The sequence below is a fragment of the Billgrantia pellis genome, assembly GCF_008297955.1.
Classification (GTDB): Bacteria; Pseudomonadota; Gammaproteobacteria; order Pseudomonadales; family Halomonadaceae; genus Halomonas; species Halomonas pellis.
Genome location: NZ_VTPY01000001.1, coordinates 1 through 23616, shown reverse-complemented (window position 1 = coordinate 23616; position 23616 = coordinate 1). Strand labels below are relative to the sequence as shown.

The following is a 23616-nucleotide window of genomic DNA, read 5'->3' as shown; positions in this document are numbered from 1 at the left end:
GGGGTGCCGTTGAGAGTGCTGGCGATCGACTGCGCCCTTTCGGGGATTTCGCCTTCCTGGCCATCGCTCGCCGAACATGGCGCTTACTTCAAACGCTCGAAGACCGTTGCCACCCCCTGCCCCATGCCGATACACATGGTGGCGAGCCCCAGGGTGGTGTCCTGCTGCTGCATCACGTTGAGCAGTGTGGTGCAGATGCGCGCGCCCGAGCAGCCCAGTGGATGGCCCAGGGCGATGGCACCGCCGTTGAGGTTGACCTTCTCGTCCATGGCATCCAGGAAACCGAGATCCTTGAGCACCGGAATCGCCTGGGCGGCGAACGCCTCGTTGAGCTCGACGGACTCGATATCGGCGGACGACAAACCGGCGGCCCTGAGCGCTTTCTTCGAGGCCGGTACCGGACCGTACCCCATGATCGAGGCGTCACAGCCTGCCACGCCGGTGGAAAGAACGCGGGCCATCGGCGTGAGACCCAGCGCCTTGGCACGCTCGTAGCTCATGACCGCCATGGCCGAAGCCCCCACCGAGAGCGCCGAGGAGGTACCTGCCGATACGGTGCCGCTGCGTGGATCGAAGACCGGCTTGAGCTTGGCCATCTCCTCGAGACTGGCATCGATGCGCACCACCTCATCGTGCTTGAACAGCGTGCGGAAGCCGCGCTCGTCATGCCCCTCGACGCCGACGATCTCGTTGTCGAAGTAGCCCTGCTGGTTCGCGGCGTAGGCGCGCTGGTGCGAACGCACGCCGAACTTGTCTTGCTCCTGCCGGGTGACGCCGTGCATCTTGCCCAGCAGCTCCGCAGTCAGGCCCATCATCATGGCGGCCTTGGCGGCGTACTTGCTGGCCGCCGGGTTGACGTCGACGCCGTGGGTCATGGGAACGTGCTCCATGTGCTCCACGCCGCCAATGAGATAGAAATCTCCCATGCCGGCTTTGATGTTGGCAGCGGCGATGTGCAGCGCGGTCATGGAGGAACCGCACAGGCGGTTGACCGTCTGGGCCGGCACCGTGCGCGGAATGCCGGTCATGATCGCCGCATTGCGGGCGATGTTCATCGCTTGCTCGAGGGTCTGGTTGACGCAGCCCCAGATCACGTCGTCGACTTCGGCGGGATCGAGGTTGGCGTTGCGATCAAATAGCGCCTGCATCACCGCGGCGGAGAGATTCTCGGCGCGTACGTTGCGGAAGGCGCCGTTCTTGGCCTTGGCCATGGCGGTACGGACGCCGTCGACCACCACGATATCTCTCGGATTCAAACTCATTTCAACTTACCTCCTGCACGCGGTGGGTTCAGCTGTAGAAACGTTCGCCGGAATCGGCCATCTGGCGCAGCTTGTCGGTGGGGGCATAGAGCGGCCCAAGCTCCTCGGCCAGGCCATCGGCCAGCCTGACGAACTCAGCCACGCCCATGGCGTCGATATAGCGCAGCGCACCACCGCGGAACGGCGGGAAGCCGATACCGTAGATCAGCGCCATGTCGGCCTCGGCCGGTGTCTCGACGATACTGTCTTCGAGGCAGCGCACGGTCTCCAGGCACAGCGGCACCATCATGCGAGCAATGATGTCCTCGTCGGAAAACTCTTTCTCCTGCTGGACGACCTGCTTGACCAACGCATGGGCCAGCTCGTCGCTGACTTTCTTCGGCTTGCCCTTTTTGTCCTCCTCGTAGGCATAGAAGCCTTTGGCGTTCTTTTGTCCCAAACGCTCATTCTCTACCATCACCTGAATGGCGGTCTTGGTGCCGTTTCTCCCCCCCTGCGCCATGCGGTCGGGGAAGCCTTCGGCCATCACCTCGTTGGCATGCACCGCGGTATCCATGCCCACCACGTCGAGCAGGTAGGCAGGTCCCATGGGCCAGCCGAACTTTTCCATTACCTTGTCGACGCGCTGGAAGTCGGCGCCCTGCTCGACCAGCAGGCTGAACCCGCCGAAATAGGGGAACAGCACGCGATTGACCAGGAAGCCGGGACAGTCGTTGACCACGATCGGCGTCTTCCCCATGGCTCGGGCATAAGCCACAGTGGCCGCCACGGCGGCGTCGCCGGTCTTCTCGCCGCGGATGACCTCGACCAGCGGCATGCGGTGCACCGGGTTGAAGAAATGCATGCCGCAGAAGTTCTCGGGGCGCTTGAGGTTCTGCGCCAGGCGAGTGATCGATATGGTCGAGGTGTTGGAGGTGAGGATGGTGTCCTCGCTTACCAGGCCTTCCACCTCGGTCAGCACCGCATCCTTGACCTTGGGGTTCTCGACCACCGCCTCGACGACGAGGTCGACATGACCGAAGTCGCCGTAAGAGAGCGTCGGACGGATATGGGTCAGCTTCTCGGCCATCTGCTCGGTGGTTAGCTTGCCGCGCTCCACTTGCTTGGCGAACAGCTTGCGCGACTCCTTGAGCCCCAGCTCGATGGCCTCTTCCTTGATGTCCTTCATCAGGATCGGGGTGCCCTTCGAGGCACTCTGGTAGGCGATACCCCCGCCCATGATGCCGGCACCCAGCACGGCGGCCTGCTTGACCGCCTTGGCCTGCTTCTCGTACTTGCCGGCCTTTCTCTTGACCACCTGGTCGTTGAGGAACAGCCCCACCAGGTTGTAGCAGACATCGGTCATGGCCAGCTTGGCAAAGGCCTTGGCCTCGATGGCCTGAGCCCGCGCCCGTTCTTCGCCGGCCCCCTTCTGGATCACCTTGATCGCCTCGATCGGCGCCGGATAGTGCGGCCCCGCCTTACCGGCCACGTAGCCCTTGGCCGTTTCGAACGCCATCATCTGTTCAATGGCATTGAGTTTGAGCGGTCCGGTCTTCTCGGCGCGGCGGGCTGCGTAATCGAGCTCGCCTGCATTGGCACGCGCCACGATATCGAGCGCCGCGGCCTCGAGCCGATCGCCCGGCACCACGGCATCCACGGCACCAACCTTGAGCGCCGCATCGGCGCGATTCTCGGTGCCACCCGCGATCCACTCGACGGCGTTGTCGGAACCGATCAGGCGCGGTAGACGCACGCAGCCCCCCCAGCCGGGCAGGATACCTAGCTTGGTCTCGGGCAGACCGATCTTGGCCTTGTCGCTCATGACGCGGAAATCGGTGGTCAGCGCCACTTCACAGCCCCCCCCCAGCGTCAGCCCGTTGATAGCGGTCGCGGTGGGAAACGGCAGGTCCTCGATGGCGTTGAAGATGTCGTGAACCTTGAGGTTCATCTCGACCAGAAACTCCTCGCCTTTTTCGAACAGCCCGTGAAACTCCGTGATATCGGCACCCACGATGAAGACGTCCTTGCCGCTGCCGATGACGAGCCCCTTGAGGCCACTCTCATTGCGGATTGCCTGTACGGCCTCATCCAGCTCGGTCACTACCGCACTGGACAGCTTGTTGATGGACTCGTCCTTCAGGTCGAAGGTGAGCATGGCGATGTCATCGCCGTTGCGTACCACCGTGATGGCGTTGCCTTGATAGATCATCCACGAATCTCCACACAGAGAGGTTGGCGTTGGAGCGCCCAGGATTCATACGATCGTTTGATTCCCGAAAGCTTGGTGTACTCCGGGCGGCACGTCAAGTCCCCGATGACACTTCGGTCAAAGGCACTGCGGTCGACCGCAGCCATCGGTATCCCGGGAACGACACGCAACTTCCGGCTTTCGCCGGAGCATAGACCTTCATGTCGATTAGGCGCCTGCGACTCCGCCACCTCGGCACCGAATACCGGAAACACGCCGAAGCAGGTCAAGGCGGCGGTCCGCATGTGTTGCATTACACGCAAGGGGTCCGGACAATTCGGTCAATTCAACGATTTCCTAGCGGAGCCCCATGCACCAGAACATCGGTTTTCGTCTTTCCCGTCTGCCGCGATTATGGCGGGCCGTGATCGACCGGCGGCTGGCACCCCTGGGCCTGACCCAGACTCGCTGGATCACGCTTTATCATCTTTGGCGGCTCGGCGACGGTCAGCCCCAGTGCGACCTGGCGCGCGCCATCGGCGTGGAAGCGCCATCGCTGGTGCGAACGTTGGACCAGCTCTCGGAGCAAGGCCTTATTGAACGGCGGCCCTGCGAACAGGATCGTCGTACCAAGCGGGTCTTCCTGACTTCCGAGGCGACCCCACTACTCGAGCAGATCGATGAAGTGGTGAACCAAGCAAGACGCGAGATGCTGGCCGGCCTCAGCGAGGGTGATGTCCAACGACTCGACGCTCTGCTGGCGCATATCGAGAATAATGGCTTGGAGATTCAGGCCAGGGAGAGCGATGCTTAGGGGCTCATTTCCCACCCGGCTCCCGAGTCTCTCCAGTTTCCTGAGGGAGCACTCGGCTGGGTGGAGGTCGGTCGGCGTGCCCTGCCAGGGTGCTGCGTAATCGACGCAGATCGGCATCGTAGGTCAGGAACCGTTCGGCGCCCTGCGACTCCCACCACCAGAGGGTGAGAGCTGTCTCACTGGACTCGACCACCAAGGCATCCTGAGGCAGTCGACTCAGCAGCGACTCGAGCGTTTCCCTGGCAACTGAGGGCAGCGGTCTTAATGGCTCGATGCGCCAGCGCCAGTCGCCTAGGTAAGGCTTCAACACTTGGCTGGCCTCGCTATCGCGGACCAGCACGAATCTTGGCCCGGGCGCCTCGGCGGGAAAATACCAGCGATAGGCCGGCATGGCGGTGTTCGTGCCATGCAGCGGCGGCTTCTCCAGCGCCACCCTGACCCCGGCCTTGTTCGCCGCATTTCGCAGCGGCACGATGCGCCGCTGCCGCGGGCTGGGCCGCAGCCACATGACCGGCCCCACCATCAGCATCAGCACCACCAATATCACTACCCAGACCATCTGGTATCTCCCGATTCTTGACGCAAGTCGTTGTCTTGACACAACAGGCGTCCTAGAGTGAAGACACGACAATATCACCGAGCCCTTCGCAGGAGCCTGTCATGAGCAATGAATATCGCCACATTCTGGTCGCCGTCGATCTGACCAAGGATTCTCACAAGATCCTGGAGCGTGCCCTGCAGATTGCCGAGCGCAACCAGGCAATGCTGTCGATCATGCATACTCTGGAACCGCTGGGCTTCGCCTATGGCGGTGATATTCCCATGGATCTGACCAGCATCCAGGACCAACTCGACGAGCATGCCAAGCAGCGCCTGGCCGAGATCGCCGATCCCCACGTGGCGAAGGAGAACCAGCACGTGGTGGTGGGCATGCCAGATACCGAGATCCATCGTTTCGCCGGCGAGAACGATGTCGATTTGATCGTGGTCGGCTCCCACGGCCGCCATGGTTTTGCCCTGCTGCTCGGCTCCACTTCTACCGGCGTGCTGCATGGTGCCCAGTGCGACGTGCTAGCGGTGCGGGTGGGCCAGAAGGGCGAACAGAGCGCCGAATAAGCCTGCCGTTGTCTCGCTGACCGCCGCCGGCGGTCAGCAGCCTTTCGGCCATATCCGGCTCTAGTGCGCTTCGCTTACTTCTCTGCAGCGTCACTCCCCTGCCGCCATTGCCTCCAGCTCCATCCAGCGCTCCATGGCCGCATCGAGTTCCGCCTGCTTATCGTTCATCGTTTGAAGTGTCTCCGTTACGGTACCGGTATCCTGCTGGTAGAAGTCCGGGTCGGCGATTTTCGCTTCGAAGTCGGCCACTTCGGCCTCGAGCCTTTCGATCTCGGCCGGCAAGGCGTCCAGCTCACGCTGCAGCTTGTAGGAAAGCTTGGCGGTCTTTTTTACCGACGGCGATACCGATGAGGCCGCTCTGGGCGATGCTTCGGGCGGCTTGCTCGGTTCTACCTGCTGGCGCGCCGCCCCTTCCCAAGGCGCCGGAGGCAGCTTGCCCCCCTGGCGCACCCAGTCGCTATAACCGCCCACGTACTCGCGCACGATCCCCTCACCCTCGAAGGCAAGTACGCCGGTGACCACGTTGTCCATGAAGGCGCGATCATGGGAAACCAAAAGCAGCGTGCCATCGAAATCGAGCAGCAGCTCCTCGAGCAGCTCGAGCGTCTCGACATCGAGATCGTTGGTGGGCTCGTCGAGCACCAGCACGTTGGCGGGCTGGGTGAACAACCGCGCCAGCAATAGCCGGTTCGACTCGCCACCGGAGAGCGCCTTGACCGGCTGGCGCGCCCGCTCGGGGGTGAACAGGAAGTCCTGCAGGTAGCTGATGACGTGTCGATCCTTCCCACCCACCGTAATACGGTCACTGCCCTGAGCGACGTTGTCGTAGACGCTCTTCTCCGGCTCGAGCCCCGCTCGTAGCTGATCGAAGTAGGCCACTTTGATATTGGTGCCCAAGCGCACCTTGCCCTCGCTGGGCTCCAGTTCGCCAAGCAATATCTTGAGCAGCGTGGTCTTACCGGCACCGTTGCGGCCGATCAGGCCGATCCGATCGCCCCGCTGAATCTCCAGCGAGAGGTCGCGGATGATCGGCTCGTCGCCGAAACGATGAGTCACACCGATCAGCTCGACCACACGCTTGCCGCTGCGCTCGCCGCTGTCGACGCCGAAACTGGCCCGGCCCTGAACGTTGCGTCGCTGGCTGCGCTCGCGGCGCAGTTGCTCAAGCGCGCGCACGCGCCCCTCGTTGCGGGTCCGACGGGCCTTGATCCCCTGGCGAATCCACGCCTCTTCCTGCGCGAGTTTCTTGTCGAATTCCGCGTTCTCCCGCGCCTCGACCTCCAGCTCATGAGCCTTCTGACGCTGGTAGGCCGCGTAGTCTCCCGGGTAACGCCCCAGTCGGCCACGGTCGAGCTCGAGGATCGATGTGGCCAGCTTCGACAGGAAGGCGCGATCGTGTGTGATGAACAGCACCACGCCGTTGTAGGCCAGCAACTGCTCCTCCAGCCAGGCGATGGTATCCAGATCCAGGTGATTGGTGGGTTCGTCGAGCAGCAGCAAATCGGGCTCGGCCACCAGCGCCCGAGCCAACGCCACTCGCCGCCGCCAGCCGCCGGATAGCGAACTCATCAGCTCGTCGGCCGGCAACCCCAGCCGAGTCAGCACCACGTCGATGCGCTGATGGAAAGACCAGCCATCGATGGCCTCGAGCCGGTTCTGCAGCGTCGCCATGCGCTTCATGTCGGGATCGGCCGCGTGAACAAGATGATGATACTCGGCCAGCAACTCGCCGGCTTGGGGCAAGCCCTGGGCCACCACATCGAAGATGGTTTCGCCGGTAGCGGCGGGTAGGTCCTGCTCCAGCACTCCGATCTTCAGCCCTGGCGCGCGCCAGATGCTGCCATCGTCGGGGACGATCTCGCCAGCCACCAGCTTGAGCAGGGTCGACTTGCCGGTGCCGTTGCGCCCGACCAGCGCCAACCGTTCTCCCTTTTCCAGCACCAGGTCGGCCCCGTCGAGCAACACATGGTTGCCATAGGCCAGTTGCAACCGTTCCAGACGTAACAGAGTCACGCAATTTCCTCATTGATCATTCAGGCGAAAGGCCCGCCGAATTTGACCGACCGTCGCAGGAAGCAAGGGTAGCGGATCAGCGTCAAGTCCGGCAGGCTCCTAGTGTAACGCATGGCTGGCCCGGCGTGGCTTTGGTTACAATGCAGGTAAATCTGCACAGGAGTGCACCTTTGGCCGACACCGACGCTACCTTCGATGACTTTCTTCCCGAGGCCCTGCAACGGCGCTCGCCGGCGGCGCTGGTGGACATCGGGGCCAACCTGACCCACGCCAGTTTCGCTCGCGACCTCGAGGCCGTGCTGGCCCGTGCGAGAGCCGCCAACGTCGACGCCCTGATCGTCACCGGTACCGACCTCGCCCACGCCGAGCAGGCGGTCGAGCTGGCGCGACGTTTTCCGGGCCTCTTCGCCACCGCTGGTGTGCATCCGCACGATGCCAGCCACTGGGATGGCGCGCTGGCTGCGGCCATGCATGAGTTGCATCGGTTGCCCGAAGTGGTGGCGGTGGGCGAGTGCGGCCTCGATTTCAACCGCAACTTCTCGACGCCGGCCGAACAGGAGCGCGCCTTCGAAGCTCAGTTGGGGCTCGCGGCTGAAAGCGGTAAGCCACTGTTCCTTCACGAACGCGACGCCGGACGACGCATGCGTGAGATACTGCGCAGCTGGCGCGACGACATCGTCGACGCAGTGATTCACTGCTTCACCGCCGACCGCGATACGCTCTACGGCTATCGTGACCTGAACCTGCACATCGGCCTGACCGGCTGGATCTGCGACGAGCGGCGCGGTCATCATCTACGCGAGCTGGTCGGAGAGATTCCGCTCGAGCGATTGATGGTAGAAACCGACTGTCCCTACCTGTTGCCGCGCAATTTGCCCGCCAAGCTCAAGGGCAGGCGTAACGAACCTTCGCTCCTGCCCTGGATCGTACGCGAGATCGCCCACTGGCGTGGGGATGACGACGCCACCCTTGCCCGCGCCACCCACGATACTGCGCGGGCCTTCTTCCGCCTGCCGGCAGGCGACGGCGCGATTGACACTGGCCATGCCCAGCTGAAGGAGTCTTGATATGGCCGATATTCCCGGATTCATCGCCGTGGAGACCGGTAACGACAGCGACCTGCCTCTGGCGATCGCCTGGGTACTGCCCGACGGCCGCATCAAGCACACGCTGATCCAGCCGGACGACGACTGGCTCGACGACGAGTTCAACGAACTCAACGGCTACAGCATGGAGGAGCTTCACAGCTTCGGAGCCAGCCCTCTGGACGTGATCCGGGAGCTGGAGAGCGATCACTTCAATGCCACTCTCTTCACTGCCGGTGTCAGCAGCGACGAGGCGGCCCTGGCGCGACTCTTCGATACCTATGGCATCGATCCCTTCGTCGAGCTGGCTCCCGCTGACAGTCTATATCCCGACCTCTCCGCGGGCGAGTGGCGTCGAGCGCGCAACGAACTGTTCGGTGAGATGGGGCTCGAGCCGCTGCGACCCGAGCACGAGGTGGAGGTAATGCTTCGCCTGCATGAGCGCCTGGGTGATATCTGAACGCCTGGAGCGCTCAGGCGCCGAGCGGCATCGCTTCGGTGTCACGCACGAGACGCTCGCGCTGCTCGGGAATTCCCATGCATAACAGTGCCGGATCCTGCGCCTGCAGCGCCAGGAAGGCCGCCTTGCTGTCCAGGCCTCGCCAGCCGAGTTGGACCAGCACCTGTGCCGTGGCACCACCCAAGGTCGCCCCCGGGCCAGGGATCACGATGCGATCCGGTGCGAATTCACGTACACCGACCCGAATGGCCGCCGTGAAGTCATAGGGCGCCACCAATTGCTCGCCCAGCGTGTAGTCCCACAGCCGTTCGGAATCGGTGCTCCAGGGTGTCCAGACATGACCACGGCCGTCGATCATCGGCACCTCGGGCGCGTGCAGCGGCAAGCTTGCCAGCTCGCGGCGCGCCTCCCGCCTTACCCCCTCCTGCAGCGGTGTATGGAAGGCGGCGTGCTGATGCAGTCGTAGCGGAAGTCGCTCGCGTGGCGGCACCGCCTCGGCCAGACGCGCCAACCCCGTCTCGTTACCGCCAAACACCAGCATCCCGCCGAGCTCGATCGAGAGATAGAGCTCGGCCCCCGAGCTACCATGAATACGCTCGATCAGTGCCAGTAGCTCTTGGCGCAGCGTCCAGTCCGGACGCCATGATTCATCGACCCAAGGATAGATGACCTGCCCGCCGGCCAGGGTCTCCTGCATCATCAGCCCCATGGTGCCAATCAGGTGTAGTGCATCCTCGGAGTTCAGCGCACCGGCCACCGCCAGGGCGATGTACCACCCCATGGAGTTGCCTGTCACCGCTACGATTTCATAGCGCTCACGGTCGATGGCCAGCAGATCGGCCCAGGCGCAGGCATAGATGAGCGGCGAGGCGTGCTCGCCCCGCCCGTGCAGGCTCCGGCGGAAAGGCGTCTCGCCGTCCAATTCGGAAAGGGTCGGCATATCGGCCTCGCGGCGCATCGCGTCGAAGCGTTTCAGCCAGTCGCAACCGCCCGCCAGGCGATTCAGCATACCCCATTCGGTGGCGTTGTAGGTGCCGCGTCCGGGGCAGACGACCAGAAGCCTCTCGCGTGCTGCAGAAACGGGAGAAGAATTACGCGTTGCGCTCATGCCTCGCTGCTCCTTGCCGATGTCGCGCCAGCCATCTGTGTCGCGATTTCATTGACCTGCCCTCGTCTTACCGTCAGGCAACGGCCCTGCTCGACGATGGACTCGACCGAAGGCAACGTCACGGTCGCCGCCCGGCCCAGCGGAATGAAGCTGTCCTCGGCGGTCATCCGGTTCAGCCTGTCGCTCGCCATGCCACGCTCCACCAGGCCCGCGATCAGTTCCTCGCTGGGCGAACCGTTGCGTCGACACTCGTCGACGACCAGTATCTGGGCGCAGTCGGCGACCAGGCGATGCACGGCGTCATGATCGATGGCGGTCAGCCAGCGCAGATCGACGATGCGCAGCGCCACGCCGTCGGCTTCCAACCTGGCGGCAGCCTGCCGCGACAGATAGACGCCGTTGCCGTAGGTAACGATGGCAAGCTCACGCCCCTCGCCCCATACACCAAGCTCGCCCACGCCCAATCGATGCTCGGGTCCGGGATCGGCAAAACACCACCGCTGGTCGCCCTCCTCGAACAGGTCGCGGGTGTGGTAGAGCGCGATCGGTTCGATCACTACCACCACGCGCTGCTCCTCGTCAGCCAGACGCACGGCCTCCTGCAGCAAGCCCACGGCGTCGGCGGCGTTCGATGGGCAGGCCACCAGCAGTCCGGGAATGTCGCGCAGCACGGCGATGGCATTGTCGTTGTGGAAATGCCCGCCGAAGCCCTTCTGATAGCCGAGCCCGGCGATGCGCACCACCATGGGGTTGGTGTACTGGCCGTTGGAGAAGAAGCTTAGCGTGGCCGCCTCGCCGCGCAGCTGATCCTCGGCGTTGTGCAGGTAGGCCAGGAACTGGATCTCGAGGATCGGCACCAAGCCGTTCTGCCCCAGGCCGATGCCGAGCCCGAGGATGCTCTGCTCGTCGAGCAGGGTGTCGATCACCCGATGCGGCCCGAACTGCGCCTGCAGGCGCTGGGTAACGCCGTACACACCTCCCTTGCGACCGATGTCCTCACCCGCCATCACCAGATGCGGATAGCGGATCATCAAGCGCTGCAGCGCCTGGTTGAGCAGCTTGGCCATGGGGGCTGGGGTCGCGTCCACCTCGCCCTGCCAGGGCCGCGCACGCCCCGGCCTTGTCGGCGGCACGATGCTCGCCATGACCTCGCCGGCCGCCTTCAGCTTGGGCCGGCGAATCGCCTCCTCGGCGACATGCGCGACCCGCTCGGCCACCGAGCGGTAGAGCGCTTCGATGGCAGCGGCATCGAGCACCCCATGGCGCTGGAGCAGCCCTGCCGTGACCAGTAGCGGATCGCGCGCCTCGTCGGCCTTGATCCGGGAAGGCGTCATATAGGCCTGTTGGGCATCGGAGCCAGCATGGCCGTAGAGCCGCACGCAGCGCATGTGCAGGAACACCGGCTGCTTGCGGCGCCGCGCGATGCGCTCGGCTTCTCTGGTCGCCCACCAGGTATCGAGCAGGTCGAGACCGTCGCAGGCGAGGTAGTGGAAGCCGGGTCGCGAGCGCATGTTGGCTTCGATCCAGCCGTCCGGCGTGGGCGTGGAAATGCCGATACCGTTGTCCTCGCACACCATCACCAAGGGCATCGGCGCCCCCTGGTAGGCGGCCCAGCCGGCAGCGTTGAGCGCCCCCTGTGCGGTGGAGTGGTTGAACGAAGCGTCGCCGAAACTGCAGATCGCCACGCTATCGACGGGCCACTCGCCAGCGCCGCCCAACCTCCGCCACAGGCCGAGACTGTAGCTCGCTCCCACGGCCTTGGGCAGGTGCGAGGCGATGGTGCTGGTCTGGGGCGGTATGTGCAGCGTCTTCGACCCCAATACCTTGTGCCGACCGCCGGAAATCGGATCCTCCGCCGAGGCGGCAAAGCTCAGCAGCAGGTCCCACAGCGGCGTCTGCCCCGGCACGGCACGGCTGCGCTGAATCAGGAAAGCGGCATCGCGATAGTGCAGGAAGGCGGGATCCGTATGTCGGAAGGCGCACGCTATGGCCGCGTTGCCCTCATGACCGGCGCTGCCGATGGTATAGAAAGCCTCGCCCCGAGCCTGCAGGCGCCGGGCGTGCAGGTCCAGGTGTCGACTCATCAATTGGGTTTCGAACAACTCGGCCAGGCCGGAGGGAGTGAGCCCGACCTCGTCGAGCTGCCACTCCCGTTGTGGTACGGGCCAGTCGCCGCTGCGTAGCGCAGCGAAGAATCGCTGCTCCTGAGGAAGAGGTTCGAGCACGGAACAGGCTCCCGGGGCTGTCTAGGTAATGGTTACAGCCTAGCGTGCCCGACAGACAAAGCGATAATATCGATATCCTGCCCTAGCTATAGGACAACCCTATGGATGTGCGAAGCCTGCGCTACTTCATCGCCGCCTACGAAAGCGGCTCGATCAGCGCCGCCGCCCGGCGCTGCCACGTGGCCCAGCCCTCGATCTCCACGGCGCTGGCACAACTCGAGGAACGATTGGGCGCCCCGCTCTTTGAGCGCCATCGCCGGGGCATCACCCCGACCGAGGAGGGCCATCGTCTCTACCCGCTGGCCCGACGCGTCACCGAGGATATCAATGCCATCACGCAGATTTTCCACACCCCCGTACCGCCGACACCCGTGCGCCTGGGGCTGATGCGTTCGCTGGGCGCCAATCGCATGACGTCGTTGCTCAAGGAATACATTGCCCAAGGCAACAGCCTGGCACTGACGCTGGTCAACCCGGAGGAGCGCTGCGACGCTCGCATCATCGGCGAGCAGGACGTATCACCGGGCGAGGCCTTTCAGCCGATCTGGCATGACAGCTATCGCCTGGCGCTGCCCAGCGGGCATCCGTTGGGCCTGAAACGTACCGTGACCGTGGCCGATCTCGAGGAGCTGCCGTTCATCTGGCGGCAACCTTGCGCTGCCATGGAGCAGTTGGCCACCGTTCTCAATGCCGCCGGAGTGCGCTGTCAGGTCCGCGCGCGGCTGCGCACCATCGAGTATACCCTGGGGTTGGTGGCGGCCGGCGTCGGCGCCTCGCTGGTGCCGGCCTGGCCCGAGATCCTGGCCCGCCCCGATGTGCAGTGCCGCTCGCTGGACGGGCTCGATATTCATCAGACGATCGGCGTGGCCTACTCGACCCGACAGGCCATGCCGGCGCTGTTGCCGTTGCTTCAACTCGGCAGACAGGCATGGGAATCCGAAGAGCAGGCTTGATCGAACGTGCCCAGACCGACCTTCACGGCGCGCGAAAGTGGCTCGCCATGGGTATAAAAGGCCAGCAGAGCGGTGCGAAAGGCAGCCGCCCGGGAAGGCAGCCCGTCGCGATTGTAGCGGGCCGCTCGCGCCTCGACGCGGGCAGTGAAAGCCCCACGATCTACCTCGACGCTGCCGCCCAGGTTGTCGACGCTGACATGAAAGCGCAGCCCACAGGCGCGCGAGAACAGCAGTTCAAGTGCCTGAGGCGCCACCTCGGCTGCCTCGAAGCGTCGCTGTTGCTCGGCATCTCGACCGTCGGGAAGGTACCAATAGCCATAGTCCTCGAGTCGGCGGCGTCGCTTGCCGGCGATGCACCAATGGCTGATCTCGTGCAAGGCGCTGGCATAAAACCCGCGCGCAAAGATGACCCGATGATAAGGACAGCGGGCATCGGCCGGCCGGTACAGCGGTTCATCGCCGCCGCGCACGAGGCGCGTGTTGTAGCGCGCCTGGAAGAGACCGTCGAATAGGGCGATCACGTCTTCGAGTCGATGATTCACGGATACCCCTGGTTAGCTGACAAGGCGCCAGTATAAAGAGGTCATTCGCGCAGCGAAATCCACCGGTTATTGCTAACATGACCGGCTCCCTCGGCGCGTTGCTGAAGTGTCCTGTCTGCATGGAGCATAACCCTTGGCCTCGTTCCTTTCTGACCTGCTGAGCATCAGCCGCACGGAGACGCGGCCACTGATCCGTCTGACCTTGCCGATCTGTGGCGCCCAGTTGGCGCAGGCCGGCATGAGCGTCGTCGACATCATGATGACCGGACGGGTCAGCGCCACCGACCTGGCCGCCGTCTCGGTAGGGTCCAGTCTCTGGTTGCCGCTGATGCTGTTCATGACCGGCACGCTGATGGGGCTCACGCCCATCGTGGCCCAGTTGCTGGGCGCTGGCGCAACCGAGCGCATCCGCCCCAATGTGCACCAGGCGCTATGGGTGGCCGTAGCGCTCGGCATCGTCGCCGCCCTGTTGCTGTGGGTCATGGTGACGCCCATCTTCCGCCTGATGGACGTTCCCCCCGACGTCGCTGTGCGCTCTGCCGCCTACCTCGCCGCCGTGGCCTTCGGCATGCCGGGAGTGGCCCTGTTCCAGGCGCTACGCGCCTTTTCCGACGGCATGAATCACACTCGTCCATCGCTGTGGATCAGCTTGGTAGGGCTTGGTGTGAACATCCCCAGCAATTTCGTGCTGATCTATGGTGGTGCGGGCTTGACCGGAGCGTTCGGTGACGGGTTGCCGGCCTGGGTGCAGTCCCTTCCGGCCCTAGGAGCCCTTGGCTGTGGCGTGGCCACCGCGCTGTCCATGTGGTCCATGTGCCTGGCGATGATTCTCTACACCCGCCGCTCCCGAGCCTACCGCGGCGTGGCCCTGTGGCACTCGCCGACTCCGCCGCACTGGCGCATGATCGGTGAGCTGCTCTACGTCGGCGTACCGATCGGCGTGGCGATCTTCGTCGAGGTCACTCTCTTCACCTTGATCTCGCTGTTCATCGCCAGCCTCGGCGAGGTGACGGTGGCTGCGCACCAGGTCGCCCTGAACTACACCTCGCTCCTGTTCATGCTGCCGCTGGCCCTGAGCATGGCGCTGACCGTACGGGTCGGCAATACGCTGGGCCAGGGCCACACGGCTCGGGCGCGGATGGTGGCATGGAACGGCATCTTGATATCGCTCGCCATCGCTCTGTTCAACAGTGCACTGCTTTGGCTGACCGCGGAGCCGGTCATCGGACTTTATACGCACGACACGGACGTCCAACGGCTCGCGCTCTCGCTGGTGCTGCTTGCCATGCTCTACCAGGTGTCGGATTCGCTGCAAGTCAACCTGGCAGGCGCCCTGCGCGGTTACAAAGATACCCGGATCATCATGATAATCACCATGTTCGCCTACTGGCTGGTCGGCCTGGGCGGTGGGCATTGGCTGGGCACACAGGGGCTGGCAGGGCTATGGGCTCCGATGGGGGTGCACGGTTACTGGATCGGCCTGATCGCCGGTCTCACCGTGGCGGCCGTGCTGCTCAGCGAACGCCTCCGACGCAGGGCCAAGGGAGTCGCCTATGGCAAGCTGGACGTTCCTCGAAGCTGAAACGATCCGACGCCTCGTTCTCTCCCTGCTCTTAATGCTGCTCATGGGTTGCAGCGATGGCGGCGAAGGCGAGGCCAGCCTCGTCGACTACCAGCGCAAGTTGGCCTCGGCCCTGGGGCGGCAGGCACCGGAAAGAAGCCCGCCAGGCAATATCGACGCCTTCCCCGAACGAAATGAGCGCCTCTTCGAGGTTCCCGAGACGCGCGAGAGCATTCTCAGCGTCTATGCGCTGCGCGAATGCCGGATCACCTCGCTGGTCGCCGCACGCAACAACCAGCTAGGTCGTGTGGCCCCGCCCAGCCAGCGTTGGATCTACGAACTCGAACTCTGGCGTCGCCTGCACGCCTGCGGTAACAGCGAAGTGCCCGCGTCGCTCTCCGAGCCTCATCGCAAGCGGCTCGAACGCCTCCTCCGGAGCAAGACCGAGCAGCTCCCGCTGGTAAGCTGGAACAGCCAGTTCGATTCCAAGGAGTGGATCGGCAGTTTCTCTCGGGCGAGCTCGCCTCTCGCACCAGGCGACACCCGTGCTCTCGAGGCACAGCTTGAAGCCGTCACCTGGTTGCGTGAGGCGACGCTCAACCAGTTCAATCCACATTGGTCTCCCGATTCCGCCACGCTGGAAGCCCATCTCAGTACGCTGCGTAATCGCCCGTTCACGGCTGAACTGCTGCGTGCCCTTCTTCTCGCAGAGCAACGACTGAGCGAAGCCAACATGCTGCTGAACGATGCCCTCACCAACGCCACTGCCTGTCCGGTACAGTCTGCCTCCGGCCTGACACGTGAATTGCCCGAACTACCGGCTTTCCTTTGGTTGAGTCGGCTAGAAGCGGTCGCCGAGCGCTGGTTGCAAGCCGTCGATGCCCTGTTCGACAGCCACATCCCGCCCCCCGATGCGGTTGCCGCCTATCGGCAGCGCTGGCTTTCCTTGGAAAACCCGGCAGCACCACTACCCGCCTTGCGTCGCGCACGGGAGGAGCATCGTCGCCACTGGCAGGTTTTGCGCGGTCGCTGCGAGTAAAAGCGACGGCAGGCTTAACTTGCACGCCGACTCTATGATATTGGTGTGTGAAAGGTAGGAGTCGATCCCGTCAGCCGTGCCGCAGCCGTGACAACTGCTCGGCCATGCAAATCTGGAGGGAGGATCATGGGTATGACACCGTCACCCCGCCCTGCCCGGGTCATCGACCTGGAAACGATGCGTCGGAAACTCCAGGCCAAGCAGCGCCTGGTTCGCCTTTCCCCCGAGCTCGATGGCCTCGAGATGGTTTACAGCCTGGCCTCGGATCCTGACTCCCTCTACGGCATGCCTATCCTCGCCTGGGGGCTCCGCGAGGATGGCGAGGTGGTTGGCCTGGTTCCCTGGATGGAGGCGCTCACCGCCTGCCATCAGTTGGACGACTCCGAGCATGGCTGCTTCGTCGGCTACCGCGATCCCGAAACCGAGGAGCTGCTCGATGTCGCGCCCGCGCACAAGGCCTGCGAGCTTGAGCATGCCGCCGCCTACTTCGATTATGAAGAAACGCGGGAAATCACTCTCATCCAGCAGATCCCTGATACTCAGGGCACCCACGCCCTATGCATCGATGACGACAATCGTCCCTGGCAATTGAAGCAGGTCTTTGGCTGGCGACTCTACAGCGACGGCAATATCGAGGCCCTGTTGGCGGACGAAACGCTCGTCGAATCGACGCCGATTCTTCCGGGGGACTCTTGTCTCTACCCCGGGCGTAGCCGTCATCGCGTGGTTTACTTCTTCCAGCGCAGCATCGCCAATCGCATTCGCGAACAGGACCCCTGCACCTTGGAGGCTCTGGCCCTGATGGTCGTTACCGACGGCTCCGGCTGACATTTCATGTCGGCTGGCATGACATCAGCCTAAACGGATAAAGTAGAAATACTGACCGTCCGATTCCTGCTGGGACAGTAGCTCGTGACCCAGAAAGTTGCAGAACTTGGGCACATCGCGAGTGGTGGCCGGATCGGTCGCCACCACCTTGAGGATTTCGCCGGCGTTCATGTCACGAACCTTGTTATGCATGAGCATGATGGGCTCCGGACAATAGAGGCCTCGCGTGTCCAGTTCGGCCTGAAAGTCAGGCAGCGAGTCGGCACTATTCGTCATCGATAACCTCGGCGTAGGAAATGGCTAGATGATCAAGATTATTATCGAACGTCGTATCATGCCTGGCCTGGAGGAGGAATACGAGGAGGCGGCACGCGAGGCGATGCGTGGGTCTCTCGGCGCCAGGGGCTTTTTCGGCGGAGAAACTCTCGCCGAACTGGGCCATAGCGACCGCCGTCTGATAATCGTGAAGTGGCGCGATCTGAGCGCATGGAACGACTGGTACACCAGCGAGGAACGTGCCCGTGTCATGCAACGCATCCTGCCCCTGCTCACCGAGGAAGAGTCGATTCGCCTCTACGAACCCTCCTACTGATGAAGAAGGCCGCGACCTCTTCCATCGTCAGTCGAGCAGACGCACGTGCACCGTGACCTCCTCGCGATCGTGGTAGAGGTGGCGACAGTTGAGTTCGGTTCGAATCCTGGCTTCGGCCAGCGCCGACTCGAGGTTGCTGAGGCAGCGCTGCACTTCCTCCCAGCGCCGCTTCATCGGCAGCTTGAGGTTGAAAACCGCTTCCCTGCACCAACGCCGCGTCAACCAACGCTGTACCATCGCCGTCACACGAGCCGGCTTGTCGACGATATCGCATACCAGCCAATCCAGCCGATGAGGAGGTTCCCAGACGAAACCATCCTCTACCAGGTGTTCGACCATCCCCGATGCCATCAGTGTCTTCTCCATAGGACCGTTGTCGATGGCATAGACATGCATGCCTCGCCTGACCAGTTGCCAGGTCCAGCCACCGGGAGCGGCTCCCAGGTCGGCAGCCTGCATGCCTTCCGCCAACCGTAGGTCCCACTCATCCCGCGGAAGAAATTCGTGCCAGGCCTCCTCCAGCTTCAACGTCGAACGGCTAGGGGCTGACGAGGGAAAGCGCAGCCGCCGGATGCCACCAGGCAACTCGCTGCGATTACCCCGAAAGCTCATGCCCAGTTGGACACGATCGCCATCCGTCCAGAACAGATGCAGACGGCGGCCTCCAGCTTTGCGGCGCAAAGCGCCACGCTTGCGCAGCGTCGATTCGAGAGGACGCGTCAGCGCCTTGATCAGGCCCGCCAATGCCTTGCCCTCGTTGGTATCAGGCGTCTCGTGCCAGATTGCATCGAAGCTCCAGCCGCTGGCAAGCACTTGCTCGACGATGGCCGAGACCCTGTCTTCCCGAGCAAGAAATAGCGGCGACAGTGCCAGCAGACTTTGTCGAGCGAAGACGAGGCGATCGAAACGCAATTCCCTGTGCAACTCGTTAGCCGGCCGGCCATCATCCACAACGAAGCGCAGGTATCCTTGCTGAGGCGAGAACTCCGGTCTGCCCTGCCAGCCCAACTGGTCGACATGGGCCTCTACTTCGGCGGATACGTCGCGCTCGAATCCGGGGCGGCAGTAGAAGAGCAACTGGTCGGGTGTCAATTGCTTTGCCAGGCGGGACATTAGGACTCTCTTGTGCCGTTCTTGGATGCCGCGAATGGTATCAGGCCTGGCCGCGGCTGTCGGCAGGTTCTTACAGCGGTCCAACATCAGGGGCTCGTGATGCCCTGCCGCAGGAATACGCGCACTACAGATGGCGCATATCGAATGCCACGCAGCGGATCAGGGCTTTTACCGGCATGCCCTCGGCAAGCCCTAACTCATCGAAGGATTTGCGAGTCAAGCGCGCGCGCATCGGGTGATGACCGACTTCGAGCAGCAACTCCACCGAAGTGGGGCTGTCTTGCAGGGTACCGACCCGCTTGATGACAGCATCAAGCCGGTTGCGGTAGCTGGTATCGGCAGGCGACGACAGCGCCAGTGCCACGTCATGCACCGGGATCCTTATCCTACAACGCGCACCTGGCGGGGCGTCGACGAGCGGCACCACCAACGTCTGGTCATTGCCGAGGTCTAGGTGCGTGAGTGCATACTCATCATCATGTCTTGTCACGAGTGCTTCGAGCACCGAAGCGGCGTCGAACCCGCCGAGCTGGGTTGTCAGGTCGATGCGGCTCAGTACCCTTTCCAGGCTATCGCTGGCCACGACGCCGCCCGCTTCAATGAGCACCAAGTGATCGGCGATGGCGCTTATCTCCTTGGGATCATGACTGATATAGACAATGGGAATCTCAAGGTCTCGGGTCAGCGTGAGAATGTAGCGCAAGAGCTCGTGCTTTCGGGCGCCGTCCAACCCAGTCAGCGGCTCATCCATCAGCAGGAGTTCGGGGTCGCTCAGCAGTGCCCGGCCGATGGAAACTCGCCGGGCCTCCCCCCCGGAGAGTGTTCCCGGCATGCGATCCAATAGCCTCCCGATGCCAAGCAGGTCAACGATGGGGTCGAAACGTGACCGAGCAGAAGCCGGCATGCCGTAGGTAAGATTGCCGCGCACTCGGTAATGAGGGAAGAGCCTGGCTTCCTGAAAGACCACACCGATACGTCGACGATGCGGCGGAAGGCAGTGCCCCCTTGTAGTGTCCACTAGGCAGCGCTTGCCGATATGAATGACGCCCTCGTCTGGCCGATCCAACCCGGCGATCAGGCGCAGCAGGCTGGTCTTACCGCTGCCAGATACGCCGAACAACGCTGTCACGCCGCGAGCCGGTAGTGACAAACGCGCCTGTAGGGTGAAATTACCCAGGCACTTGCGCACATCGAGCCGCAGGCCGTTCTCCGGGCCAGCCGACGTTGAAATCGTCGAGTTCCGGGTGGTTATCACGAGAGCGTTCCTTACGTATCACGTTCGCGTAGGCGGTTTCGTGCGTGGTTTGCCAGCCACTCAGAGGCCAATAACGTGAGCATGGCGATGATAATCGACAAGATGCAAAGTCGGGCGGCTGCCGCTTCGCGGCCTGGAGACTGAATCAGTGTATAGAGTGCCAATGGGAGATTGCGCGTCTCACCTGGGATATTGGAGGCAAAGGTGATCGTGGCGCCGAACTCGGAAAGGGCACGGGCAAAGGCCAGCAAGGCGCCCGTCAGCAGGCCCGGGACGGAAAGTGGTATGGTGATGGTCAGAAAGATACGCCAACGACCGGCTCCGAGTGTGCTGGCCGCGGCTTCCAATTTGGGATCGACCGCCTCGAGGGAAAGGCGGACGGCACGAACCAGCAAGGGAAAGGCCATGACCCCGCTCGCCACGGCAGCGCCCTGCCAGGTAAAGGGCAGGGCGATGCCGAACAGCTCGTGGAGCCAACGACCCAGCCAGCTCTGGCGCCCCAGAGAGACCAGCAGCAGATAGCCGATAACCACAGGCGGCAACACAAGCGGCAGGTGAACAATACCATCGAGCAGCGCCTTGCCACGAAATTCGTGTCGTGCCAGCAGCCAGGCAATGGCGATACCAGGCAGCAGGATCCACCCCACCGCACTGATGCCAATCTTTATGCTGAGGAGAATGGCTTCCCACTCGTCCGGGGTCAGCATCGATTCATCCGCCTACTTCGCATTGTCGACAGGCGAGAAACCATGAGCGGCGAAGATCGCCAGCGCTTCCTCGCTTTCCAACCAAGCGCGGAAATCTAATGCCGCATCGTTGCCCTCGGCATCGATCAGGGCGACCGGATAGACGATGGGCTCATGGCTATCGAGAGGAAACAGGCCCAGAATGCGTACGCCTTCGCTTGCCTCGGCGTCGGTCTGGTAAACGATACCCGCCGGTGTTTCACCGCGCTCCACCAGAGCCAGCGCACCTCTCACATCATTGGCTCGGGCGAGCCGAGGCTCCAGACTCGGCCACTCGCCCAGCGCCTCCATGGCCTGCTGCGCATAAATACCCACCGGCACATGGCCGGGGTCCCCTACCGAAAGACGCTCCCCTGATGCAAGCAAGCTCAAGAGGGGCCCATCCAGGCCCGGAGTGAAACCACGTTTCTCACTGTCGTCTGGTGCCACCAAGGCCAAGCGATTCTGAAGCAGGTTGGCTCGCTCCTGCAGAATGACACCCTGCTCTTCCAGCCAGTCCATCCAGGCGAGATTGGCGGAAATATACAGGTTCGAAGGGGCACCGTTGGCTATCTGGCGGGCCAGTGTGGAGGAAGAGGCATATAGGGGGACAATGGTCGTGTCGCCCTGTTTCGCCGAATAGGCCTTGATGACATCATCCATGGCATCGGTCATGGAGGCGGCGGCTGCCACATGCAGGGTTGCCGCCTGTGTCACAGGCACAGCGGCAAACAACAGGGTAAGCAGCACAGGCCGAGCCAAACGGGAAGACATGAATGCACGACAAAGCATGAGCCACCGTTATGTATGCATGGAAATAACGGGACTATAACGAGGCGCTCACGGCTTGGCAACCGCGTGGTCGTTCAATTGTTGGAGGACTCGGAGTCTTTCAGCAGTTTCAATAATGCATCGACATCGTCGGAAGCGCCCGGAGCCAGCATGCGCTGCAGTGCCCGATAGTGATCGAGTACTTTGCGCCCCAGCGGCGTGACTTGAGCCCCTCCACCCTCGCTTCCACCCGCAGCCGTGGCAATCAGCGGTGAGGGAAAGTGACGATTCATGGTATCGATCAGTTGCCAGGCCTTCTTGTAGCTCATACCGAGCTCGCGGCTCGCTGCAGTGATCGAGCCACAGGCATCGATGCGGTCGAGCAGGTCGGCCTTTCCTGGACCCAGAACGACATCCTTCTGGTCGACTAGTCGGAGCTGAAAGCGAGGCTGGTTATGATAAGTACGTGTCATGCGAATATCACTGCAAAGTGTCCAGTCCCAATCGTAATCGGCATCGGTAGAATACGGTATGCCTACTTCCCGCTCGTCGATGCCCAACATCAGCGTCACTCGTTCCTATGGGGTGCGTGAGCTCGGGGTAGGCACGGGCGATGGGAGGCCCCCAAGCGACAAACCCCGACCAATTGGCCGGGGTTTCTGAAGAGATGCCTGACGCTCCGGGCGGCGCTCCGCTACGCTACGTGGGAGGCCCCTAAACGACAAAACCCAGCCTCTCTCGAAGCTGGGTTTCTGAAGAGAAGCCTGACGATGACCTACTCTCGCATGGGGAAGCCCCACACTACCATCGGCGCTGAGCGGTTTCACTGCTGAGTTCGGCATGGGGTCAGGTGGTTCCCACTCGCTATGGTCGTCAGGCGTAAACGGTTGGAATCATGCTGGCGTGATCGTCTCTGCCTGGCCTGGGCTCAGGACGTATCCGTCAATTGCGCGCGATGCGCAGACCCCTTGGGGTTATATGGTCAAGCCTCACGGGCCATTAGTACCGGTTAGCTCAACGCCTTGCAGCGCTTCCACACCCGGCCTATCAACCAGCTGGTCTCGCTGGGCCCTTCAGGAGGCTCGAGGCCTCGGGGAGATCTCATCTTGAAGGGGGCTTCCCGCTTAGATGCCTTCAGCGGTTATCCCGTCCGCACGTAGCTACCCGGCAATGCCACTGGCGTGACAACCGGAACACCAGAGGTGCGTCCACTCCGGTCCTCTCGTACTAGGAGCAGCTCTTCTCAAATCTCCAACGCCCACGGCAGATAGGGACCGAACTGTCTCACGACGTTCTAAACCCAGCTCGCGTACCACTTTAAATGGCGAACAGCCATACCCTTGGGACCGACTTCAGCCCCAGGATGTGATGAGCCGACATCGAGGTGCCAAACACCGCCGTCGATGTGAACTCTTGGGCGGTATCAGCCTGTTATCCCCGGAGTACCTTTTATCCGTTGAGCGATGGCCCTTCCATACAGAACCACCGGATCACTAGAACCTACTTTCGTACCTGCTCGACGTGTCTGTCTCGCAGTCAAGCACCCTTATGCTCTTGCACTCATCGCACGATTTCCGACCGTGCTGAGGGTACCTTCGTGCTCCTCCGTTACTCTTTGGGAGGAGACCGCCCCAGTCAAACTACCCACCACACACTGTCCTCGATCCGGATCACGGACCTGAGTTAGAACGCCAATGATGCCAGGCTGGTATTTCAAGGTTGGCTCCACCCGAACTGGCGTCCGGGTTTCCAAGCCTCCCAGCTATCCTACACAAGCAACATCAGCGTCCAGTGTGAAGCTATAGTAAAGGTTCACGGGGTCTTTCCGTCTAGCCGCGGGTACACCGCATCTTCACGGCGATTTCAATTTCACTGAGTCTCGGGTGGAGACAGCGTGGCCATCATTACGCCATTCGTGCAGGTCGGAACTTACCCGACAAGGAATTTCGCTACCTTAGGACCGTTATAGTTACGGCCGCCGTTT

22 protein-coding genes and 2 rRNA genes are annotated in these 23616 nt (G+C 62.7%); 9 read left to right on the top strand and 15 right to left on the bottom strand.

Annotated features, from left to right (window positions below; all coding sequences use genetic code 11):
- Positions 1-83: 83 nt before the first annotated feature.
- Positions 84-1262, bottom strand: a complete 1179-nt coding sequence (gene fadA / locus F0A17_RS00120; protein WP_149326331.1) for an acetyl-CoA C-acyltransferase FadA — start codon at positions 1260-1262, stop codon at positions 84-86.
- 28 nt (positions 1263-1290) lie between these two features.
- Entirely contained in the window at positions 1291-3453 is a 2163-nt protein-coding gene (gene fadB, locus F0A17_RS00115; protein ID WP_149326330.1) for a fatty acid oxidation complex subunit alpha FadB, read from the bottom strand.
- A gap of 349 nt (positions 3454-3802) precedes the next feature.
- Here fadB and slyA point away from each other — a divergent pair, with 349 nt between their 5' ends.
- On the top strand, positions 3803-4246 hold the full coding sequence (gene slyA, locus F0A17_RS00110; RefSeq protein WP_149326329.1) for a transcriptional regulator SlyA: 444 nt from the start codon (positions 3803-3805) through the stop codon (positions 4244-4246).
- A 4-nt stretch (positions 4247-4250) separates the two neighbouring features.
- Here slyA and F0A17_RS00105 read toward each other — a convergent pair whose 3' ends face one another.
- Positions 4251-4805 carry a preprotein translocase subunit YajC gene (locus F0A17_RS00105; RefSeq protein WP_149326328.1) on the bottom strand — a complete coding sequence of 185 codons (555 nt, stop codon included), beginning with the start codon at positions 4803-4805 and terminating at the stop codon, positions 4251-4253.
- A gap of 101 nt (positions 4806-4906) precedes the next feature.
- Here F0A17_RS00105 and F0A17_RS00100 point away from each other — a divergent pair, with 101 nt between their 5' ends.
- Positions 4907-5362, top strand: coding sequence for a universal stress protein (locus F0A17_RS00100; RefSeq protein ID WP_149326327.1), 456 nt, complete (start codon positions 4907-4909; stop codon positions 5360-5362).
- A gap of 90 nt (positions 5363-5452) precedes the next feature.
- On the opposite strand, the gene F0A17_RS00095 is transcribed toward F0A17_RS00100, so the two are convergent.
- Entirely contained in the window at positions 5453-7375 is a 1923-nt protein-coding gene (locus F0A17_RS00095; protein ID WP_149326326.1) for an ATP-binding cassette domain-containing protein, read from the bottom strand.
- A 140-nt stretch (positions 7376-7515) separates the two neighbouring features.
- Between F0A17_RS00095 and F0A17_RS00090 the strand changes: the two genes are divergently transcribed.
- Together F0A17_RS00090 and F0A17_RS00085 are read left to right on the top strand one after the other, a co-directional pair.
- A complete protein-coding gene (locus F0A17_RS00090) occupies positions 7516-8442 on the top strand; it encodes a TatD family hydrolase (protein ID WP_149326325.1) in 927 nt (308 codons plus the stop codon).
- A 1-nt stretch (position 8443) separates the two neighbouring features.
- Entirely contained in the window at positions 8444-8920 is a 477-nt protein-coding gene (locus F0A17_RS00085) for a hypothetical protein (protein ID WP_149326324.1), read from the top strand.
- A 13-nt stretch (positions 8921-8933) separates the two neighbouring features.
- Here F0A17_RS00085 and F0A17_RS00080 read toward each other — a convergent pair whose 3' ends face one another.
- Together F0A17_RS00080 and F0A17_RS00075 are read right to left on the bottom strand one after the other, a co-directional pair.
- A complete protein-coding gene (locus tag F0A17_RS00080) occupies positions 8934-10028 on the bottom strand; it encodes an ACP S-malonyltransferase (RefSeq protein WP_149326323.1) in 1095 nt (364 codons plus the stop codon).
- Entirely contained in the window at positions 10025-12253 is a 2229-nt protein-coding gene (locus F0A17_RS00075; protein WP_223111480.1) for a thiamine pyrophosphate-dependent enzyme, read from the bottom strand. The genes F0A17_RS00080 and F0A17_RS00075 overlap by 4 nt, the downstream gene beginning before the upstream one ends.
- A 101-nt stretch (positions 12254-12354) precedes the next feature.
- Here F0A17_RS00075 and F0A17_RS00070 point away from each other — a divergent pair, with 101 nt between their 5' ends.
- A complete protein-coding gene (locus F0A17_RS00070; protein ID WP_149326322.1) occupies positions 12355-13206 on the top strand; it encodes a LysR family transcriptional regulator in 852 nt (283 codons plus the stop codon).
- On the opposite strand, the gene F0A17_RS00065 is transcribed toward F0A17_RS00070, so the two are convergent.
- On the bottom strand, positions 13164-13748 hold the full coding sequence (locus tag F0A17_RS00065) for an elongation factor P hydroxylase (RefSeq protein WP_149326321.1): 585 nt from the start codon (positions 13746-13748) through the stop codon (positions 13164-13166). The genes F0A17_RS00070 and F0A17_RS00065 overlap by 43 nt on opposite strands.
- Positions 13749-13881: 133 nt before the next feature.
- Here F0A17_RS00065 and F0A17_RS00060 point away from each other — a divergent pair, with 133 nt between their 5' ends.
- The 3 genes from F0A17_RS00060 to F0A17_RS00050 all read left to right on the top strand — a co-directional run bounded on the left by F0A17_RS00060 (position 13882) and on the right by F0A17_RS00050 (position 17176).
- The gene (locus tag F0A17_RS00060) at positions 13882-15330 is read left to right on the top strand and encodes an MATE family efflux transporter (RefSeq protein ID WP_149326320.1); all 1449 of its coding nucleotides are present in this window, start codon (positions 13882-13884) and stop codon (positions 15328-15330) included.
- A complete protein-coding gene (locus F0A17_RS00055; RefSeq protein WP_149326319.1) occupies positions 15302-16348 on the top strand; it encodes a DUF3080 family protein in 1047 nt (348 codons plus the stop codon). The genes F0A17_RS00060 and F0A17_RS00055 overlap by 29 nt, the downstream gene beginning before the upstream one ends.
- 126 nt (positions 16349-16474) lie before the next feature.
- Positions 16475-17176: a hypothetical protein gene (locus F0A17_RS00050; protein ID WP_149326318.1), complete on the top strand. Its 702-nt coding sequence runs from the start codon at positions 16475-16477 to the stop codon at positions 17174-17176.
- Positions 17177-17200: 24 nt separating this feature from the next.
- Here F0A17_RS00050 and tusA read toward each other — a convergent pair whose 3' ends face one another.
- Positions 17201-17452: a sulfurtransferase TusA gene (gene tusA / locus F0A17_RS00045; protein WP_149326317.1), complete on the bottom strand. Its 252-nt coding sequence runs from the start codon at positions 17450-17452 to the stop codon at positions 17201-17203.
- Positions 17453-17480: 28 nt separating this feature from the next.
- On the opposite strand from tusA, the gene F0A17_RS00040 reads away from it, so the two are divergent.
- Positions 17481-17768: an antibiotic biosynthesis monooxygenase family protein gene (locus F0A17_RS00040; RefSeq protein ID WP_149326316.1), complete on the top strand. Its 288-nt coding sequence runs from the start codon at positions 17481-17483 to the stop codon at positions 17766-17768.
- 27 nt (positions 17769-17795) lie between these two features.
- On the opposite strand, the gene rlmM is transcribed toward F0A17_RS00040, so the two are convergent.
- The 7 genes from rlmM to F0A17_RS00005 all read right to left on the bottom strand — a co-directional run.
- A complete protein-coding gene (gene rlmM, locus F0A17_RS00035; protein ID WP_149326315.1) occupies positions 17796-18881 on the bottom strand; it encodes a 23S rRNA (cytidine(2498)-2'-O)-methyltransferase RlmM in 1086 nt (361 codons plus the stop codon).
- A gap of 124 nt (positions 18882-19005) precedes the next feature.
- Positions 19006-20136, bottom strand: a complete 1131-nt coding sequence (gene modC / locus F0A17_RS00030) for a molybdenum ABC transporter ATP-binding protein (protein ID WP_228716763.1) — start codon at positions 20134-20136, stop codon at positions 19006-19008.
- A gap of 11 nt (positions 20137-20147) precedes the next feature.
- Positions 20148-20843: a molybdate ABC transporter permease subunit gene (gene modB / locus F0A17_RS00025; protein ID WP_149326314.1), complete on the bottom strand. Its 696-nt coding sequence runs from the start codon at positions 20841-20843 to the stop codon at positions 20148-20150.
- Positions 20844-20855: 12 nt separating this feature from the next.
- On the bottom strand, positions 20856-21635 hold the full coding sequence (gene modA, locus F0A17_RS00020) for a molybdate ABC transporter substrate-binding protein (RefSeq protein WP_187774575.1): 780 nt from the start codon (positions 21633-21635) through the stop codon (positions 20856-20858).
- A 92-nt stretch (positions 21636-21727) separates the two neighbouring features.
- Positions 21728-22195 carry a winged helix-turn-helix domain-containing protein gene (locus tag F0A17_RS00015; RefSeq protein WP_228716762.1) on the bottom strand — a complete coding sequence of 156 codons (468 nt, stop codon included), beginning with the start codon at positions 22193-22195 and terminating at the stop codon, positions 21728-21730.
- A gap of 199 nt (positions 22196-22394) precedes the next feature.
- Positions 22395-22510, bottom strand: a 5S ribosomal RNA gene (gene rrf, locus F0A17_RS00010).
- A 100-nt stretch (positions 22511-22610) separates the two neighbouring features.
- Positions 22611-23616, bottom strand: a 23S ribosomal RNA gene (locus tag F0A17_RS00005); the annotation flags it as partial.

Excerpts from the sequence above, each read along its gene's own strand:
- fadA (WP_149326331.1), bottom strand. The coding sequence starts at position 1,262 with ATGAGTTTGAATCCGAGAGATATCGTGGTGGTCGACGGCGTCCGTACC.
- fadB (WP_149326330.1), bottom strand. The coding sequence starts at position 3,453 with ATGATCTATCAAGGCAACGCCATCACGGTGGTACGCAACGGCGATGAC.
- slyA (WP_149326329.1), top strand. The coding sequence starts at position 3,803 with ATGCACCAGAACATCGGTTTTCGTCTTTCCCGTCTGCCGCGATTATGG.
- F0A17_RS00105 (WP_149326328.1), bottom strand. The coding sequence starts at position 4,805 with ATGGTCTGGGTAGTGATATTGGTGGTGCTGATGCTGATGGTGGGGCCG.
- F0A17_RS00100 (WP_149326327.1), top strand. The coding sequence starts at position 4,907 with ATGAGCAATGAATATCGCCACATTCTGGTCGCCGTCGATCTGACCAAG.
- F0A17_RS00090 (WP_149326325.1), top strand. The coding sequence starts at position 7,516 with ATGCAGGTAAATCTGCACAGGAGTGCACCTTTGGCCGACACCGACGCT.
- F0A17_RS00085 (WP_149326324.1), top strand. The coding sequence starts at position 8,444 with ATGGCCGATATTCCCGGATTCATCGCCGTGGAGACCGGTAACGACAGC.
- F0A17_RS00080 (WP_149326323.1), bottom strand. The coding sequence starts at position 10,028 with ATGAGCGCAACGCGTAATTCTTCTCCCGTTTCTGCAGCACGCGAGAGG.
- F0A17_RS00070 (WP_149326322.1), top strand. The coding sequence starts at position 12,355 with ATGGATGTGCGAAGCCTGCGCTACTTCATCGCCGCCTACGAAAGCGGC.
- F0A17_RS00055 (WP_149326319.1), top strand. The coding sequence starts at position 15,302 with ATGGCAAGCTGGACGTTCCTCGAAGCTGAAACGATCCGACGCCTCGTT.
- F0A17_RS00050 (WP_149326318.1), top strand. The coding sequence starts at position 16,475 with ATGGGTATGACACCGTCACCCCGCCCTGCCCGGGTCATCGACCTGGAA.
- tusA (WP_149326317.1), bottom strand. The coding sequence starts at position 17,452 with ATGACGAATAGTGCCGACTCGCTGCCTGACTTTCAGGCCGAACTGGAC.
- F0A17_RS00040 (WP_149326316.1), top strand. The coding sequence starts at position 17,481 with ATGATCAAGATTATTATCGAACGTCGTATCATGCCTGGCCTGGAGGAG.
- rlmM (WP_149326315.1), bottom strand. The coding sequence starts at position 18,881 with ATGTCCCGCCTGGCAAAGCAATTGACACCCGACCAGTTGCTCTTCTAC.
- modB (WP_149326314.1), bottom strand. The coding sequence starts at position 20,843 with ATGCTGACCCCGGACGAGTGGGAAGCCATTCTCCTCAGCATAAAGATT.
- modA (WP_187774575.1), bottom strand. The coding sequence starts at position 21,635 with ATGTCTTCCCGTTTGGCTCGGCCTGTGCTGCTTACCCTGTTGTTTGCC.
- F0A17_RS00015 (WP_228716762.1), bottom strand. The coding sequence starts at position 22,195 with ATGTTGGGCATCGACGAGCGGGAAGTAGGCATACCGTATTCTACCGAT.